The sequence below is a fragment of the Bosea sp. BIWAKO-01 genome (assembly GCF_001748145.1).
Lineage (GTDB): Bacteria > Pseudomonadota > Alphaproteobacteria > Rhizobiales > Beijerinckiaceae > Allobosea.
The window spans coordinates 5,611,287-5,627,445 of the sequence record NZ_BCQA01000001.1 but is presented as its reverse complement, the minus strand read 5'-3'; the positions used below and the strand labels follow the sequence as shown (position 1 = coordinate 5,627,445).

Annotated in this window: 13 protein-coding genes; 5 read left to right on the top strand and 8 right to left on the bottom strand. The window is 64.3% G+C overall.

What is annotated here, in order from left to right; all coding sequences use genetic code 11:
* Window positions 1-67 precede the first annotated feature (67 nt).
* From BIWAKO_RS26240 to BIWAKO_RS26210, 7 genes are all read right to left on the bottom strand, one after another.
* Complete coding sequence (locus BIWAKO_RS26240) at window positions 68-343, bottom strand: formate dehydrogenase subunit delta (RefSeq protein ID WP_084651839.1); 276 nt, start codon at window positions 341-343, stop codon at window positions 68-70.
* A complete protein-coding gene (fdhD, locus tag BIWAKO_RS26235) occupies window positions 340-1,182 on the bottom strand; it encodes a formate dehydrogenase accessory sulfurtransferase FdhD (RefSeq protein ID WP_069881153.1) in 843 nt (280 codons plus the stop codon). The genes BIWAKO_RS26240 and fdhD overlap by 4 nt, the downstream gene beginning before the upstream one ends.
* Window positions 1,169-4,048, bottom strand: a complete 2,880-nt coding sequence (gene fdhF / locus BIWAKO_RS26230) for a formate dehydrogenase subunit alpha (protein ID WP_069881152.1) — start codon at window positions 4,046-4,048, stop codon at window positions 1,169-1,171. The genes fdhD and fdhF overlap by 14 nt, the downstream gene beginning before the upstream one ends.
* Before the next feature lie 10 nt (window positions 4,049-4,058).
* Entirely contained in the window at window positions 4,059-5,630 is a 1,572-nt protein-coding gene (locus BIWAKO_RS26225) for a formate dehydrogenase beta subunit (RefSeq protein ID WP_244523552.1), read from the bottom strand.
* Window positions 5,627-6,115 carry an NAD(P)H-dependent oxidoreductase subunit E gene (locus BIWAKO_RS26220; RefSeq protein WP_069881151.1) on the bottom strand — a complete coding sequence of 163 codons (489 nt, stop codon included), beginning with the start codon at window positions 6,113-6,115 and terminating at the stop codon, window positions 5,627-5,629. The genes BIWAKO_RS26225 and BIWAKO_RS26220 overlap by 4 nt, the downstream gene beginning before the upstream one ends.
* Window positions 6,116-6,346: 231 nt before the next feature.
* Window positions 6,347-7,261 carry a LysR family transcriptional regulator gene (locus tag BIWAKO_RS26215; protein ID WP_244523551.1) on the bottom strand — a complete coding sequence of 305 codons (915 nt, stop codon included), beginning with the start codon at window positions 7,259-7,261 and terminating at the stop codon, window positions 6,347-6,349.
* Between the two features lie 68 nt (window positions 7,262-7,329).
* Window positions 7,330-7,755 (bottom strand): lipocalin-like domain-containing protein, encoded by a 426-nt coding sequence (locus BIWAKO_RS26210; protein ID WP_069881150.1) that lies wholly within the window; start codon window positions 7,753-7,755, stop codon window positions 7,330-7,332.
* Window positions 7,756-7,971: 216 nt separating this feature from the next.
* Between BIWAKO_RS26210 and BIWAKO_RS26205 the strand changes: the two genes are divergently transcribed.
* Complete coding sequence (locus BIWAKO_RS26205) at window positions 7,972-9,891, top strand: hybrid sensor histidine kinase/response regulator (RefSeq protein WP_084651836.1); 1,920 nt, start codon at window positions 7,972-7,974, stop codon at window positions 9,889-9,891.
* A 41-nt stretch (window positions 9,892-9,932) separates the two neighbouring features.
* Here BIWAKO_RS26205 and BIWAKO_RS26200 read toward each other — a convergent pair whose 3' ends face one another.
* Window positions 9,933-10,229 carry a hypothetical protein gene (locus BIWAKO_RS26200; protein ID WP_069881149.1) on the bottom strand — a complete coding sequence of 99 codons (297 nt, stop codon included), beginning with the start codon at window positions 10,227-10,229 and terminating at the stop codon, window positions 9,933-9,935.
* A gap of 247 nt (window positions 10,230-10,476) precedes the next feature.
* On the opposite strand from BIWAKO_RS26200, the gene BIWAKO_RS26195 reads away from it, so the two are divergent.
* The 4 genes from BIWAKO_RS26195 to BIWAKO_RS26180 all read left to right on the top strand — a co-directional run bounded on the left by BIWAKO_RS26195 (window position 10,477) and on the right by BIWAKO_RS26180 (window position 16,133).
* Complete coding sequence (locus BIWAKO_RS26195) at window positions 10,477-10,734, top strand: hypothetical protein (protein WP_069881148.1); 258 nt, start codon at window positions 10,477-10,479, stop codon at window positions 10,732-10,734.
* 291 nt (window positions 10,735-11,025) lie between these two features.
* Window positions 11,026-13,806, top strand: coding sequence for a response regulator (locus BIWAKO_RS26190; RefSeq protein WP_141740239.1), 2,781 nt, complete (start codon window positions 11,026-11,028; stop codon window positions 13,804-13,806).
* 161 nt (window positions 13,807-13,967) lie between these two features.
* Window positions 13,968-15,146 carry a GAF domain-containing sensor histidine kinase gene (locus tag BIWAKO_RS26185; protein ID WP_069881146.1) on the top strand — a complete coding sequence of 393 codons (1,179 nt, stop codon included), beginning with the start codon at window positions 13,968-13,970 and terminating at the stop codon, window positions 15,144-15,146.
* Between the two features lie 234 nt (window positions 15,147-15,380).
* The gene (locus tag BIWAKO_RS26180) at window positions 15,381-16,133 is read left to right on the top strand and encodes an SDR family NAD(P)-dependent oxidoreductase (protein WP_069881145.1); all 753 of its coding nucleotides are present in this window, start codon (window positions 15,381-15,383) and stop codon (window positions 16,131-16,133) included.
* Window positions 16,134-16,159: the final 26 nt, after the last annotated feature.

Here is a 16,159-nt window from a genome sequence, read left to right as displayed (position 1 = left end):
GCGCCGACTTCTCCCCACACCGGCCTTCCCACGAAGGGCCGGTGGCATTCCGTGAACAGCAGAAATGTCAGCGTCCGGCGGGCGCGCCCTTGATCCTGGGCAGCGCCTTGCGCAGCAGCGGTGGCAATCCGGATGGGTTTGTAGCGAAGGCTGCGATGAAGTCGTCGCGCATGCGCCGGCTCCAGAACTGGTTGATATGGTCGGCGATCGCGGGCACGGCCTGCTCGTCCGGGTAGGATTGGAAGAACTCGGCGATCTGACCGCCCATATGCGCGAGCTTGGCGCCTTTGCCCGCCAGCACCGCTTCGGCATGCGAGGAGGGCGTATTGCTGGTCGTGCTCATGACGTATGGGCCTCCCGCTCATGTGCGAGCGTACCGGCGAAAAGCATGGCCGCGTCGCTGCGGGCGATGCTGACCAGGGTGAGACCGAGGCGCTTTGCTCGCTCGATCGCCAGGGATGTCGGGGCAGAAACCGAAACCAGTGTTCCGGCTCCGAAGATCGCGGCCTTCTCGACCATCTCGAAGGAGGCGCGGCTGGTGACGAGAACAAAGCCGTCATCGGCGCGATGGCCGGCGCGAAGCCGGGCGCCGATCAGCTTGTCCAGCGCGTTGTGGCGGCCGACATCCTCGCGCGCAGCCAGGATCGCTCCATTGCTGTCGCACCAGGCCGCGGCATGGACGGCGCGCGTCAGGCGATGCAGCGGTTGATGGCCCTCCAGGGCCGCGAGCGCTGCGCGGATGGCGCTGGGCGTGACCGGGGAACTGCCGCGGGACACCAACTCCGCGACCGGCAGATCGGCCAGGGTTTCGACGCCGCACAGGCCGCAGGACGTCCGGCCCGAAAGATTGCGGCGGCGGGCGAGATGTTCGCGGAAGCGACCGGGCGCGAGTTCGACCGAGACCAGGATGCCGTCATCCTGCTGGGTGACCCGGATTTCGCGGATCTCGTCGACCCCGGCGATGATGCCTTCGGTCAGGCTGAAGCCGACGACGAAATCCTCCAGGTCTGCCGGGCTCGCCATCATCACCGCATAGGGCAGGGTGCCGTAGACGACATTGACCGGCGTCTCGACCGGGACCTCGGCGATCGCAAGCGGCTGCGGACCTGTGTCGAACCGCAATGGTTCGACCTGGACGGCGCTGGAGGCCGGAGACTGGGCGGGCGAATTATTCCGCGGCATCTGCCAACCTGCCTGCGATCAGCCTGAGTGAGACGTCTTCTTCCCGGTTCCGCTCCTGCCATTGCGAATAGGCGTTGGTGCGCCGAACCTCGACGGCCGTGACCTTGTATTCCGGACAGTTCGTCGCCCAGTCCGAATAATCGGTGGTGATCACGTTGGCGCCAGTCGAGGCATGGTGGAAGGTCGTGTAGACCACGCCCGGTTGCATGCGCTCCGAGACCTCGGCCCGCAGTGCGATATCGCCCGAGCGGCTGGCAAGGGAGACCAGATCGCCCGTCTGGATGCCGCGATTCTCCGCATCGAACGGGTGGATCTCGAGGACATCCTCGTCATGCCAGGCGGTGTTCTCTGTCCGCCGCGTCTGCGCGCCGACATTGTACTGCGAAAGAATGCGGCCGGTCGTCAGGATCAGCGGGAAGCGCGGGCCGGTGCGCTCCTGCGTCGGCACGTATTCCGTGATCATGAATTTGCCCTTGCCGCGCACGAAGCGGTCGACATGCATCAGCGGCGTGCCGTTCGGGGCTTTCTCGTTGCAGGGCCATTGCACCGAGCCCTGCTTGTCGAGCTTGTCATAGCTCACCCCTGCGAAGCTCGGCGTCAGTCGCGCGATCTCGTCCATGATCTCGCTGGGATGGGCATAGGCCATGTCATAGCCGAGCGCATTGGCGAGATCGATCGTGACCTGCCATTCCGACTTACCCGAGAGCGGCGCCATGACCTGGCGGACGCGGTTGATCCGGCGTTCGGCATTGGTGAAGGTGCCGTCCTTCTCCAGGAAGGAGGAGCCCGGCAGGAAGACATGGGCGTATTTCGCCGTTTCGTTCAGGAAGAGATCCTGGATGACGACGCATTCCATCGCAGCGAGCCCCGCCGTGACGTGCTGGGTGTTGGGATCGGATTGCGCGATGTCTTCGCCCTGGACATAGAGCCCCTTGAAGGTGCCCCCAACCGCCTCGTCGAGCATGTTGGGAATGCGCAGGCCCGGCTCGGTCTCGAGCGGCACGCCCCACATCATCTCGAAGATCTGGCGGGTCGCATCGTCCGAGACGTGGCGATAGCCGGAAAACTCATGGGGGAAAGACCCCATGTCGCAGGAGCCCTGGACGTTGTTCTGGCCGCGCAGCGGATTGATGCCGACGCCCTCGCGCCCGATATTGCCGGTGGCCATCGCCAGGTTCGCCATCGCCATGACCATGGTCGAGCCCTGACTGTGCTCGGTGACGCCGAGCCCGTAATAGATCGCACCATTGCCGCCGGTGGCGAAGAGCCGCGCGGCGGCGCGAACCTCGGCCGCCGGCACGCCGGTGAACTCCTCGCTCGCCTCGGGCGAGTTGCGCTCCTCGGCGATGAAGCGGGCCCAGATCTCGAAATCGGTGAGGTCGCAGCGCTCGCGGACATAGTCCTCGTCGATCAGCCCTTCGGTGACCACGACATGGGCAATCGCATTGACCAGCGCGACATTGGTGCCGGGCTTGAGCTGAAGATGGTGCTCGGCCTGGATATGCGGCGACCTCACGAGGTCGATCCTGCGCGGATCGGCAACGATCAGCTTGGCGCCCTCGCGCAAGCGCTTCTTCATCCGCGAGGCGAAGACGGGGTGCCCGTCGGTCGGGTTGGCGCCGATGACGATGATCACATCCGCCTTGTCCACGGACTTGAAGTCCTGGGTGCCTGCGGAGGTGCCGAACGTGGTCTTCAGCCCGTAGCCGGTCGGCGAATGGCAGACGCGGGCGCAGGTGTCGACATTATTGTTTCGGAACGCGGCCCGCACCAGTTTCTGGACGAGGAAGACCTCTTCATTGGTGCAGCGGGACGAGGTGATCGCACCTACCGATTCCCGGCCGTAGCTGGCCTGGATTCGCTTGAACTCGGACGCCGCGTAGCCGATCGCCTCCTCCCAGCACACCTCACGCCAGGGATCGGTGATCTTTTCGCGAATCATCGGCTGGGTGATGCGGTCCTTGTGGGTCGCATAGCCCCAGGCGAAACGGCCCTTGACGCAGGAATGTCCCTCATTCGCCTTGCCGTCCTTGTAGGGAACCATCCGGACCACGCGGTCGCCCTGCATCTCGGCCTTGAACGAGCAGCCGACACCGCAATAGGCGCAGGTCGTGACCTTGGAATGCTCCGGCTGGCCCATCGCGATGACGGAATTTTCCATCAGGGTCGCGGTCGGGCAGGCCTGCACACAGGCGCCGCAGGAGACGCATTCGGAGCCGAGGAAGTCCGTCGGGCCGGCCGCAACGCGCGACTCGAAGCCACGCCCCGTGATCGTCAGCGCGAATGTGCCCTGCACCTCTTCGCAGGCGCGGACGCAGCGGTTGCAGACAATGCATTTCGACGGGTCATAGGTGAAATAGGGGTTCGAGGAGTCCTTGCCGAGGAACAGCGCGTTGGCCATGCCGTCCTGCTTGGCGAAGACGTGGTTCTCGCCCTCATAGCCGTAGCGCACCTCGCGCAGGCCGACAGCGCCGGCCATGTCCTGCAGTTCGCAGTCGCCATTGGCGGAACAGGTCAGGCAGTCCAGCGGGTGGTCGGAGATGTAGAGCTCCATCACGCCCTTGCGCAGCGTCGAGAGTTGCTCGCTTTGCGTCTTGACCACCATGCCGTCCTCGGCCGGCGTCGTGCAGGAGGCAGGGGTGCCGCGCCGTCCTTCGATCTCGACGAGGCAGAGTCGGCACGAGCCGAAGGGTTCGAGCGTATCGGTGGCGCAGAGCTTCGGGATCTTGGTGCCGAGGCTCATCGCCGCGGCCATGACGGAGGTGCCGTCCGGCACAGTGACACTTTGCCCGTCGACCGTCAGCGTGACCAGCTTCTCCGCCACGCGGATCGGCGTTCCGAAATCGATCTCCTTGATCAGGCTCATCAGACGCTCCTCATTCGGCGGCCATCGGCAGCGGTGGCCGGTCGAAATCCTCGGAAAAATGGTCCAGGGCGCTCAGCACCGGCATGGGGGTCAGGCCGCCCATCGCGCAGAGCGAAGCGTCGGTCATCAGGCGCGACAGATCGCGCAGCACGGCGATGTTCTTGGGACGCTCGTGGCCTGCGATGATGCGATCCATCACCTCGACGCCACGCGTCGCGCCGATCCGGCACGGCGTGCACTTGCCGCAGCTTTCCTTGGCGCAGAACGCGAAGGCGAAGCGCGCCTGCTTCGCCATGTCGACCCTGTCGTCGAAGACGACGATGCCGCCATGGCCGAGCATCGCCCGCATGGCGGCCAGCGCCTCATAATCCATTGGCGTATCGAGCTGCTTCTCCGTCAGATAGGCGCCGAGCGGGCCGCCCACCTGGACGGCTCGAATCGGCCGGCCGCTCAGCGTTCCGCCGCCGAAGCCCTCGATGATTTCCCGCAGCGAGATGCCGAAGGCGAGCTCGATCAGCCCGCCGCGCCTGATATTGCCGCCGAGCTGCACCGGCAGCGTGCCGCGCGAGCGACCCATGCCGAAATCGGCATAGGCCTGCGCACCATGCGTCAGGATCCACGGAACGGCGGCGAAGGAGAGCACGTTGTTGACGATTGTGGGCTTGCCAAACAGGCCCTGCAGCGCAGGCAGGGGCGGTTTGGCCCGGACGACAGCCCGCTTTCCCTCCAGGCTTTCAAGCAGCGAGGTCTCCTCGCCGCAGATATAGGCGCCGGCGCCAAGCCGGGCCTCGAGGTGGAAAGCCTGTCCGGAACCGAGAACCGAGTCGCCGAGCAAACCTGCATTCTCGGCCTTCAGAATCGCCCGGCAGAGTGCGCGATAGGCGTGCGGATATTCGGAGCGCAGATAGATGTAGCCACGGGTCGCGCCGACGGCGACGGCTGCGATCACCATGCCTTCGATCAGGAGGAAGGGATCGCCCTCGATGAGCATACGATCGGCGAATGTGCCGGAATCGCCCTCATCGGCATTGCAGACGATGTATTTCTGGTCGGCCCTGGCATCATGGACGGTCTTCCATTTGATCCCGGTCGGGAACCCGGCGCCGCCCCGGCCGCGCAGGCCGGACGCGCGAACCGTCTCGACGATCTCGGCCGGCTGAAGCGCAAGCGCCGCCTGCAGCCCGGCAAGGCCGCCATGGGCGCGATACTCCGCCAGGGAGAGCGGGTCGGTGAGGCCGACGCGCTCGAATGTCAGGCGTTGCTGGCGCTTCATCCAATCGAGCTCGGCGGTCGGGCCAAGCCGTAGCGCATGCACATCGCCGCGGGCGAAACCGGCATCGAACAGGCCTGCCACGGCAGCCGCCGTGACCGGGCCGTAGGCGATACGGCCTTCGCTGGTTTCGACCTCGACCATGGGTTCGAGCCAGAGCAGGCCGCGCGAGCCGTTGCGGACGAGTTCGATCTCGATGCCGCGCTCGACCGCTTCTCGCTGGATCGCCTGCGCGACCCCCTCGGCGCCGACTGACAGCGCGGCGGCATCGATCGGCACGAAGACTCGTGTGCGGGAGATCATGTCACTCATCCCTGACCTCTTGAGTCAGTCGCCACCTCGCAAAGCGCCAGCAGGCGTGTGGCGTCGACGCGGCCGATCAATTCGCCGTCCACCATGGCGGAGGGGCCGAGCGCGCAATTCCCCAGGCAATAGACCGTCTCGACTACGACCGGGCTGTCGGCAGCCGGATGATCGACTGCGATCCCGCCCACCCGGGCGAGATGCGCGACGAGCTCTTCGCAGCCCAGCGCCTGGCAGGCCTCGGCCCGGCACAGTTTGACGACGCGGCGCGGCGGCGGCTCAGTCCTGAAGTCGTGATAGAAGGTGATCGTGCCATGAACCTCGGCACGCGACAGGTTCAAGGCTTCGGAAATCACCGCTACGGCTTCGGCATCAATATAACCGAATTCGTCCTGCAAGGCATGCAGAATGGGCAGGGTGGCGCCTTCCAAATGAACGAACCCGCCGACGATTCGACGTGCTTCGTCCCGGTCCCATGCCGAAAACTCAGCCATATTTCCTCCAAGCGGCGCCGTTGAACCGGCTGTCGTGCTTGTGGTCAGGGTGGCCAAGGCTGGAACGATTTCAAATCGTTTGTTCCAACTACATGATAGTTTCTAACTATCAAAAAGCCGCATTCTCGGGATGCTCGCCGCATCTCCTTGCGTGCCGATCAATAGAACGCGGCCAAACGATTATAGTTCCCTCTGGGATGAGCCGGATCTGCCGTCTTAGATAGAACCCAGCTATCTCACGATGGGCAGGCGTGGCAGGCCCGCCTCACTGATCGGGCGCGACATCATCAGCAGGTTGCGCGCCAATGGTGCGAAGGGCTGGCGGTCCGCCACGATCAGTCCGATGGTGCGCTTGGCGTCTGGTTCCACAAGGGGCAGCGCCTTGGTTCCGAGCGGCACGCCGAAGAACTCGAGGAGCTGCAGCGAGACGATGCTCGAGACGCCCTGGATTCCGGCATGGGAGCACAGGTTGAAGATCGAATTCGTCTCGATCGCCGGTCGCGGCGAATGTCCGACGGAGCGAAAGATGCCGTCGATGATCCGCCGGTTCTGCATGTCGGAGGTCAGCAGGCAAAGCTTGAGTTCCGCAGCTTCCGCCCAGGTGATGGTGTCCTGCCGCGCGATCTCACCATCCTCGCGCGTCAACAGCACATAGGATTCCAGGTAGATCGGCTTCGAGATCACCCGGTCGAGAGGTTCATTGTCGAGATAGGTGAGGCCGACGTCGAGCTCGAAATTGTCGATGCGGCTCTGGATCTCGGCCGAGGTCAGCGACAGCACGGTCAGGGAGACGGCCGGGTAGCGCGATGAGAACGGCGCGGTGATATGGGCGATCATCGGCAGGGCTGTCGGAATAGCGCCGAGCCTGATGCGACCGCTCACGCCCTGCCTGAGCTCGGCGATCGATTCCTTCAGCAGGTCGGCCTCTGCCAGGATACGACGCGCATGGGCGAGCACGACCTCGCCTTCCTTTGTCAGCCCCTGGAAGCGGCGCCCGCGCTCGACGATGAGCACGCCAAGCTCCTCCTCAAGCTGTCCGATGGCGGTGGACAGGGTGGGTTGGGAGACATGGCAGGCCTCGGCTGCGCGTCGAAAATGCTTCTCGCGGGCAAGGGCGTCCAGATACACAAGCTGACGAATGATCATTGCAGCTAGGCTAGCGCGGCGGTCGTTCGGTTCAATCTGAAAATGTGCCGATCTGCCCGCGAAAGCGCTCAGACCTTCCGGAACTCCATGCGGTAGATCACCGCTTCGCCGGTTGCGGGATCGTGGCCGGGCGCTCCGCTGATCACGAGTCTGTCCCCGACCAGGGTGTAGGGCCGGATCAGGTCGATCTGCCAGGTCGGGTTCCAGGCCGCGTCGACATGGTGGGTGACCTTGTCGTCCTCCAGCGTGTAGGCCGCCGCATAGGCAAGCATCGAATCGAAGAGATCGATCTTTTCCTCGGGCGATGGCGCAGAGCCGACGGGCTTCACCCTGTTCCGGTCAAGTACGAGCGCCATCATTCGACCGTCGGGCTGATAGGAGATGTAGCCGACCGGATCAGACCCCATGGCGTCGGTCACAGCCCCGGTCGCGACAAGCTCGCGCGTCCAGGAGATCATCTTCCAGGTGCCCAGCAAAGCTTCGGCAGTAGCCATGTCAGCCTCCAACTCCGCCTTCGCGTCTGGGACCCATCATGCGCGCGGCATTCCATCGAGCAAATGGACCTGCACGCGGGCGCTGCAGAAGAGTGTCTGCACGTCCCAAGGCCCGTACGGCGCCGCCATCGGCGCTGTGCGGACTTTTCCATTCCGGTGACGGAACAGTTCGGGTTCGTCGGCGTTCCCTGTTCCGGTGTGATGCGTGGGGACGCTATGGGTAAGGCCGAACAATCTGCAATGGGCGACGAGCGCTATCGCATCCTGGTCGAGGCCGTCACGGATTATGCGATCTACATGCTCGACCCGACGGGCACGATCAGCAGCTGGAACCGGGGCGCTGAACGCTTCAAGGGCTACACAGCGCTCGAGGTTCTTGGCACGAATTTCTCGCGTTTCTACACCGATGCCGATCGCGCACGCGGACTGCCTGCCTTTGCGCTGGGCACGGCGGCGCGCGAGGGCCGCTTCGAAAGCGAGGGCTGGCGCGTCCGCAAGGACGGCACGACCTTCTGGGCCAGCGTCGTCATCGACGCGATCTATGGAACGGACGGCGAAATCCTCGGCTTCGCCAAGATCACGCGGGATCTGTCTGAGCGTCGGGAAGCCGAGAAGGCCCTGCGCCGGAGCGAGGAGCGTTTCCGGCTCCTGGTGCAGGGCGTCACCGACTACGCCATCTACATGCTCGATCGCGACGGCATCATCAGCAATTGGAACCAGGGTGCCGAGCGGATCAAGGGCTATGCGCCGGACGAGATCATCGGGCAGCATTTCTCCCGGTTCTATACGGCCGAGGATCGCGAGAAGGGCGAGCCCCAGCGCGCACTCGACACGGCCATGCGCGAGGGCAAGTTCGAAAAGGAGGGCTGGCGCGTCCGAAAGGACGGGACGCCGTTCTGGGCAAGCGTGGTCATCGATGCGATCAAGGACGATGGCGAGGTCATCGGCTTCGCCAAGGTCACCCGCGACATGACCGAACGGCGCCGCCAGGAGCAGGCGCTGGAGGAGACGCGGCAATCCCTGCTTCAAAGCCAAAAGACCGAGGCCATCGGTCAGCTCACCGGCGGCGTCGCGCATGACTTCAATAATCTGCTGTCCGCCATCCTCGGCAGCCTGGAGCTCATCCGCAAACAGGCCTCGAACGAGAAGATCGCTGCGCTCGCGGACAACGCGATCGAGGGCGCGCGTCGGGGCATTTCCCTGACGCAGCGCATGCTGTCCTTCGCGCGCCGGCAGGACCTCTCTCCAACGACCGTGGATCTGCCGAAGCTGGTCTCGGGCATGTCGGAGCTGCTTCAGCGCTCGCTCGGTCCGCTCGTCAGCATAGAGACGCGATTTCCGCTGACGCTGGATGCGGCGCGCGTCGATCCGCACCAGCTCGAACTGGCGCTGCTGAACCTGACCATGAATGCGCGGGACGCCATGCCGGGTGGCGGGACGATCATCATTGCGGCGCGCGCCGAGGATATTTCGGCAGGCGGGCGCTCGAACCTGGCGCCAGGGCGCTATCTCTGCCTGTCGGTGAGCGATGTCGGCGAGGGAATGGACGCGCAGACGCTGGCGCGCGCCACCGAACCGTTCTTCACGACCAAGGGGGTTGGCAAGGGCACGGGGCTCGGGCTGTCCATGGTCCATGGCATGTCCGAACAATCCGGCGGACGCTTCGTCCTCAATAGCCGGTTCGGAGAGGGGACGACGGCCGAAATCTGGCTTCCCGCCGCAGGGCGCTTGCCGGAAGAAGCCTCGGCCGAGGCTCCATCGCCTCGGTCGGATGACAAGCCCCAGCGCTCGTTGCGGGTGCTCGCGGTCGATGACGACGCGCTCATCCTGATGAACACGGCGGCCTTGCTCGAGGATCTGGGCCATAGCGTGATCGAGGCGGCCTCGGCCAGGGAGGCGCTCGAGGTTCTCGACGGCGGCGCCAAGATCGATCTCGTCATCACCGATCACGCAATGCCCCGGATGACGGGGGCCCAGCTCGCCGAAATCATCAGGGCGAAATGGCCCGGCCTGCCGATCATCCTGGCGACCGGCTATGCGGAGTTGCCAAGCGACGAAACACAGAAACTGCCGAGGCTCTCAAAGCCGTTCTGGCAGGCAGATCTCCAGCGTGCCGTCGACGCGGCAACAAGTTGAGATGACGCTGCGCGGGCTCGGGCGCGCCGCTGCCCGATGAGCTAACCGGCGAGTGCTGCCGTCGTGGTTGTCGCGTCCAGGCAATCGGAGTTCGTGGCGGCGGCTTCCAGCGCGGCGATGAACAGTGCGCCCTTGTCGGTCACATGCGTGATCAGCACCTCGACCGATCGCCCGTCATTGCAGAGCAGTCTGAGGCGGTCGGCAAAGACCAACGGATCCCAGGCGTCCAGATCGCCGATCAGCTCTCCCGACAAGAGGCCGTCCGACTGCGTCACCATACGGTATTCCAGCGGAAGCTGTGCTCCGCTCTTCAGCACGATTTTTCCTGCGACTGGCATCACTGCTCCTGTTCCGGAACGGCGCTATTGCGGCGCGCTCCCTGAAATTATTTTCGCAAGGTTACCGCGTTTCGCCGGTCGACTCGATAAAAAACCAATTGGTGCAGTGGCTTATAGGGAGGCGTGCACGCCGCCTGCTCATTTCGAGGTAATCGCTCAATGGGAACAAATGAGTAAGTGGCGCATTCTGAGGGGAGTGATGCTTTTGCGTCGATTGAGTGATCCCGGGTCAGCGCAGGGTCGAACGATGAGCGAGACAACGATCAAGGGCACAAGCCTCAGCCGTGGCGAGCGACTTCAGGTCATGCTCGACGAGGACGAATTGACGGTGATCGATGACTTCCGGTTCAGTAACCGCATGCCGACGCGTGCCGCCGCCGTGCGCGAACTGCTCAGGAGAGGTCTGGAAGCCGTCGGCTACACGCTCGTGCCGGGGGTAAAATCCAGCTCTTACGGCGTGAGGAATGGTGGCAACGGCGACGAGTCCCAGGCTGGATCAGAATGAGGGTGCCTCTTCCTGCCAGCGCCTGGACGACGTCGTGAGGCGCAGTTTCTTTTTGGCTCGATGGAACCTGGAAGGGGGGCATTGCAGTTGAGTGTCGCGCGCCGGTTGCCGGTGTCGAGATCGTTCGTCTCCCCGGCGGCCTTCCGGCGTGTCTATCTCCCGGCTTTTCCTCCCACCCTGCTCAATCTGGCGGCTCCGCGATGATCCCCTCAAATTTCAATTCATGCCGAATGCCGCTAGGAACGCTCGCAAGCTCCAGACCTCACGCAGCGCAATGAGCAGGGACTGACTGTGACGACAGACGTGGAGTGCGACCGCCGGCTGATCCAGAGCGTGCTCGCGATATCTGACGATTGCATCAAGGTTCTCGACCTCGACGGCAAGCTGACCTTCATGAGCGAAGGCGGTATGCGGGGCATGGAGGTCGCCGATTTTGGGTCGATCTCGGGCCGCGCCTGGACCGATTTCTGGGAGGGCAAGGATCGGACAGCGGCGATCGCCGCCGTTGCAGCGGCCAGGGCCGGCGGCATCGGCCAATTCGAAGGCTTTGCCAGGACGCTGGCGGGCACGCCCAAATGGTGGAATGTCCGCATCACGCCCGTCCCCGGGCCCGACGGTAAGCCGGAGCGGCTGCTGGCGATTTCCCGCGACATCACGGAGCAGAAGTCGGTCGAAGAGGCGCTGGTCGCGACCGAAGAGCGCTATCGCACCCTGTTCGACAGCATCGATGAGGGGTTCTGCATCATCGAGTTTTTCGATGGGCCGCATGGCGCGCTGAGCGACTACATCCATATCGAGGCCAATCCCGCCTATGCGGTTCATGCCGGCATACCCGATGTCGTCGGCCAGAAGCTCCGCGAAATGGTACCAGACGAGGCCGATGGTTGGGTCGAGCTCTATGGCGGCGTGCTGCGCACCGGCCAGCCGATCCGATTCGAACGCGAGCTCGTCGCGACCGGGCGTTATCTCGAGCTATCGGCTTTTCGCATCGAGCCGGCCAGCGCGAAACAGGTCGCGGTACTCTTCCAGGACATCACGGGTCGCAAGAAGGCCGAGGCCGCCTTGCAGGAGAGCGAAAGCCGCTTCCGCACCCTGTCGCAGTCCATGCCGAACCATGTCTGGACAGCGACGCCGGACGGCATGCTCGATTGGTTCAACGAGCAGGTCTATTCCTATTCCGGTACGGAGGCAGGCGCGCTCGACGACGATCGCTGGGCATCGATCGTTCATCCCGAGGACCTCGCCGGCGCAGCCGCAGCCTGGGAGAATGCCCGCCGCGACGGAATCGGCTACGAGACCGAGTTCAGGCTGAGGCGCCATGACGGGGCCTTCCGCTGGCACATTGCCCGCGCCGTCCCGATCCTGGGCGAAGACGGCGCGGTGGCGCGCTGGATCGGCACCAACACCGATATCGACGATCAGAAGACGGCTGAAGCGGCGCTATCGGACCTCGCCACGACCCTGGAGGATCGCGTCGAGCTCCGCACGGCCGAGCTCGCCCGGGCGCAGGACGCCCTGCGCCACAGCCAGAAGATGGAGGCGATCGGGAACCTGACGGGCGGCGTTGCGCATGATTTCAACAACCTGCTGCAGGTGATCAGCGGGAACCTGCAGCTCCTCTCGCGCGATATCAGCGGCAATGAGAGGGCCGAGAAACGGGCCGCAAACGCCATGGCAGGCGTCGCGCGTGGCTCAAAACTCGCTGCGCAGTTGCTGGCTTTCGGCCGCCGGCAGGCGCTGGAGCCCAAGGTCGTTAGCGTCGGCCGGCTGATCCGCGGCATGGACGATCTGCTTCGCCGCACGCTGGGTGAAGCCGTCGAGGTCGAAACGATGATCGCCGGCGGGCTCTGGAACACATTGGTCGATCCGACCAATGTGGAGAATGCGCTCCTCAATCTCGCGATCAATTCGCGTGATGCGATGGATGGCCAGGGCCGCCTTACCATCGAAGCAGGCAACGCCTTTCTCGACGACGCCTATGCGCGGGCGCATTCCGATGTCTCGGCTGGCCAATATGTCATGGTGGCGGTGACCGATACGGGCTCGGGCATGAGCCCCGAGGTGATGGAGCGGGTCTTCGAGCCGTTCTTCTCGACAAAGCCCGAGGGCAAGGGCACAGGCCTCGGCCTCTCCATGGTCTATGGCTTCGTCAAGCAGTCCGGCGGCCATGTGAAGATCTACAGCGAGGCCGGCCATGGCACGACGATCCGGCTCTACCTGCCGCGTTCGACCCAGGTCGAGGATATGCCGGTCGAAAGCGAAACCGGACCGGTCAGCGGCGGCAGCGAGACCATCCTGGTCGTCGAGGACGACGAGGGCGTTCGCGATACGGTGATCGCACTGCTGGGCGAACTCGGCTACCGCGTCTTGAAGGCACATGACGCGCAAAGCGCGCTCGCGGTGATCGAGAGCGGCATCCAAATCGACCTGCTCTTCACCGATGTCGTGATGCCGGGAGCATTGAAGAGCCCGGAACTGGCACGCAAGGCCAAGGAGAGGCTGCCGGAACTCGGCGTGCTCTTCACCTCGGGCTATACGGAAAACTCCATCGTGCATGGCGGACGGCTCGATGAGGGTGTCAACTTGCTGTCGAAGCCTTACACGCGCGAGGCCCTGGCCAGGAAGATCAGGCAGGTCCTGTCGCATGGCGGCAGGAAACCGTCCGGGGACACGTCGCAGGCCGCGGCCGGCCCCGATCCGCTCGCGGCACCCCAGCCCGCGCGAAAACTCACGGTCCTCGTTTGCGAGGATGACGCCATCATTCGTATGGATACCGCCGATCTGGTCCGCGAGCTCGGCTATATCGCGATCGAGGCCGATAGCGGGCGCGAGGCGATCGACATCGCGTCGCGCGAGGAGATCGACATCCTGCTGACCGATGTCGGCCTGCCCGACATTTCGGGCATCGAGCTCTCCCGGAGCTTGCGTGAGCTCAAGCCGGCGATCGCCATCGTCTTTGCGACGGGGCGGGACCAGGTCGACGGCCTCGATGCAGAGCCGCGCACCGAGCTGCTCAAGAAGCCCTATGGCCTGGATCTGCTCGGGCGGGTGTTGGGGCGCGTCACAAGCTAGGCTCGATCCTGAGGTATATGACCGGAATGGCCGTTATCCCTATGGCTACGGGGAAATGTCTCGGCCGCATATCCGGGCGTGGATGGGCGATCGTGACCGGTCTTTTGACATAGACGCGTCGTCACGATTGTGTTTCGGCTCGCTTTTCCAGGCGGGGTTTGATGCGTCAAGATTTCTCTGAGGATATTGCCGCGATCTCGTCCATCGCCGCAGTACCGAGCATTCTGGAAGTGGTTTGCCGGACGACGGGCATGGGCTTTGCGGCTGTCGCGCGCGTGACCGAGGATCGCTGGGTCGCCTGTGGCGTTCGCGACGAAATCGCGTTCGGCCTGCAGCCGGGCGGCGAGCTCAAGATCGAGACCACGATCTGCAATGAGATCCGCGATCATCGCGAGATGGTCGTCATCGACCATGTCGACGCGGACCCTGTCTATTGCCGGCACCATACACCTGCGACCTATGGCCTGCAGAGCTATATATCGATGCCGATCATCCTGCCGGATGGGACATTCTTCGGCACGCTCTGCGCAATCGACCCGCGGCCGCATGTCGTCAACACGCCGGCCATTACCGGCATGTTCAAGCTCTTCGCGGAACTGATCGCCTTCCACCTCGACGCCCACCAGAAACTCGCCGACAGCGCGGCCAGGCTGGTCGGCGAATTGCAGAACACCGAGATCCGCGAGCAGTTCATCGCCGTGCTCGGCCATGACCTTCGCAATCCGCTTGCCTCCATCCATTCCGGCCTTCGCATGGTGCTGAAAAGCGATGACATGGCGAAGGTGCGCACGCTGGCGACGATGATGCAGAGCAGCGTCAGCCGGATGTCGCGCCTGATCGACGACGTCCTTGATTTTGCACGCGGTCGGCTGGGCGGCGGGTTCATTCTCGAGCGCGGCGCCGAGACGAACCTGAAGCCTGCGCTCGAACAGGTCATCGGCGAACTCCAGACGACGCATCCCGATCGCGAGATCGCGACGGCCCTGCGGTTCGACGGCGTCATCGACTGCGATCCGGCGCGCATCGCCCAGATGGCGTCCAACCTCATCGCCAACGCACTGAGGCACGGCGCCGAGGACGGCCCCGTGATCGTGGACGCTCATCAGTCTCCCGATTATTTCGAGCTGTCGGTCTCGAATATGGGAGAGCCGATCCCGCCCGAGATCATGGCCGAGCTCTTCAAGCCCTTCGTGCGCGCCTCCGCCAGAGCCAACCAGCAGGGCCTCGGCCTCGGCCTCTATATCTGCTCGCAGATCGCCAAGGCGCATGCGGGCACGCTGGATGTCATCTCGACATCCGAGGGCACGAGGTTCAGATTCAGGATGCCGCTTGCGCGCTGAGCGGTCCCGGTTCCAGCGAGCGCTCGTCACTCCATCACTGCTCACATTCTGGACATGAGCGGAGGAAACCTGCGCCTTCCCGCGAAAACTCCCGCCCGAGACGGACAGAGCCGGCGGGGTTCGATCCGCACTGGGGTGTGGACATATCACCGCCCGGTCATATTCGTATTGAGGCCGCTTTGTCCAAGGCGCACCATGGCGTGATCTGCCAAATGATTTGCACGGGGCTACGCAATGGAAATCTCCTTGAGGGGCAAGAAGGCCGTTGTCGCGGGTGGTAGTCGCGGCATCGGTCGATCCATCGCTCTCGCCTTCGCTGCGGCGGGTGCCGGTGTGGCGGTCTGCGCTCGCAATGCGGAGGGGCTCAGCGCGGTAGAGGCCGAGCTGAAGCGGCATGGCGGGGCGGTTTTCGGCATGGCCTGCGATCTCGGCGAGGCATCTGCGGCCGCAGACTTCGTGACTGGCGCGGCGCGTGCGCTCGGTGGCATCGATATCCTGATCAACAACGCGTCGGGCTTCGGCTCGAAGGATGACGAGAGCGGCTGGCTTGCCAGCATCAATGTCGACCTGATGGCGACGGTGCGCGCCACCCAGACGGCGATACCGTTCCTGGAGGAAGCGGGCGGCGGCGCCATCATCAACATCTCTTCGATTTCCGGCCTGATGGCGGTGCCGCGCTCGCTGCCTTACGCCGCCGTCAAGGCGGCGGTCGTCAACTACACGATGGGGCAGGGGCGGGCGCTGGCGCCGAAGCGCATCCGGGTCAACGCGATTGCGCCCGGTTCGATCGAGTTTCCCGGCGGCTCCTGGGAAAGCCGCAAGACGACCGATCCGCAACTCTACGAGCGTACGCTCGGCAGCATCCCCTGGGGGCGGTTCGGGGCGCCGGAAGAGGTCGCAAATGTCGCCTTGTTCCTGGCGAGCGACATGGCGAGCTGGGTGACCGGGCAAACGATCGTCGTCGATGGCGGGCAGTTGTTGACCTGAACGGGCAGAGCAGGACCTGTGCCTCG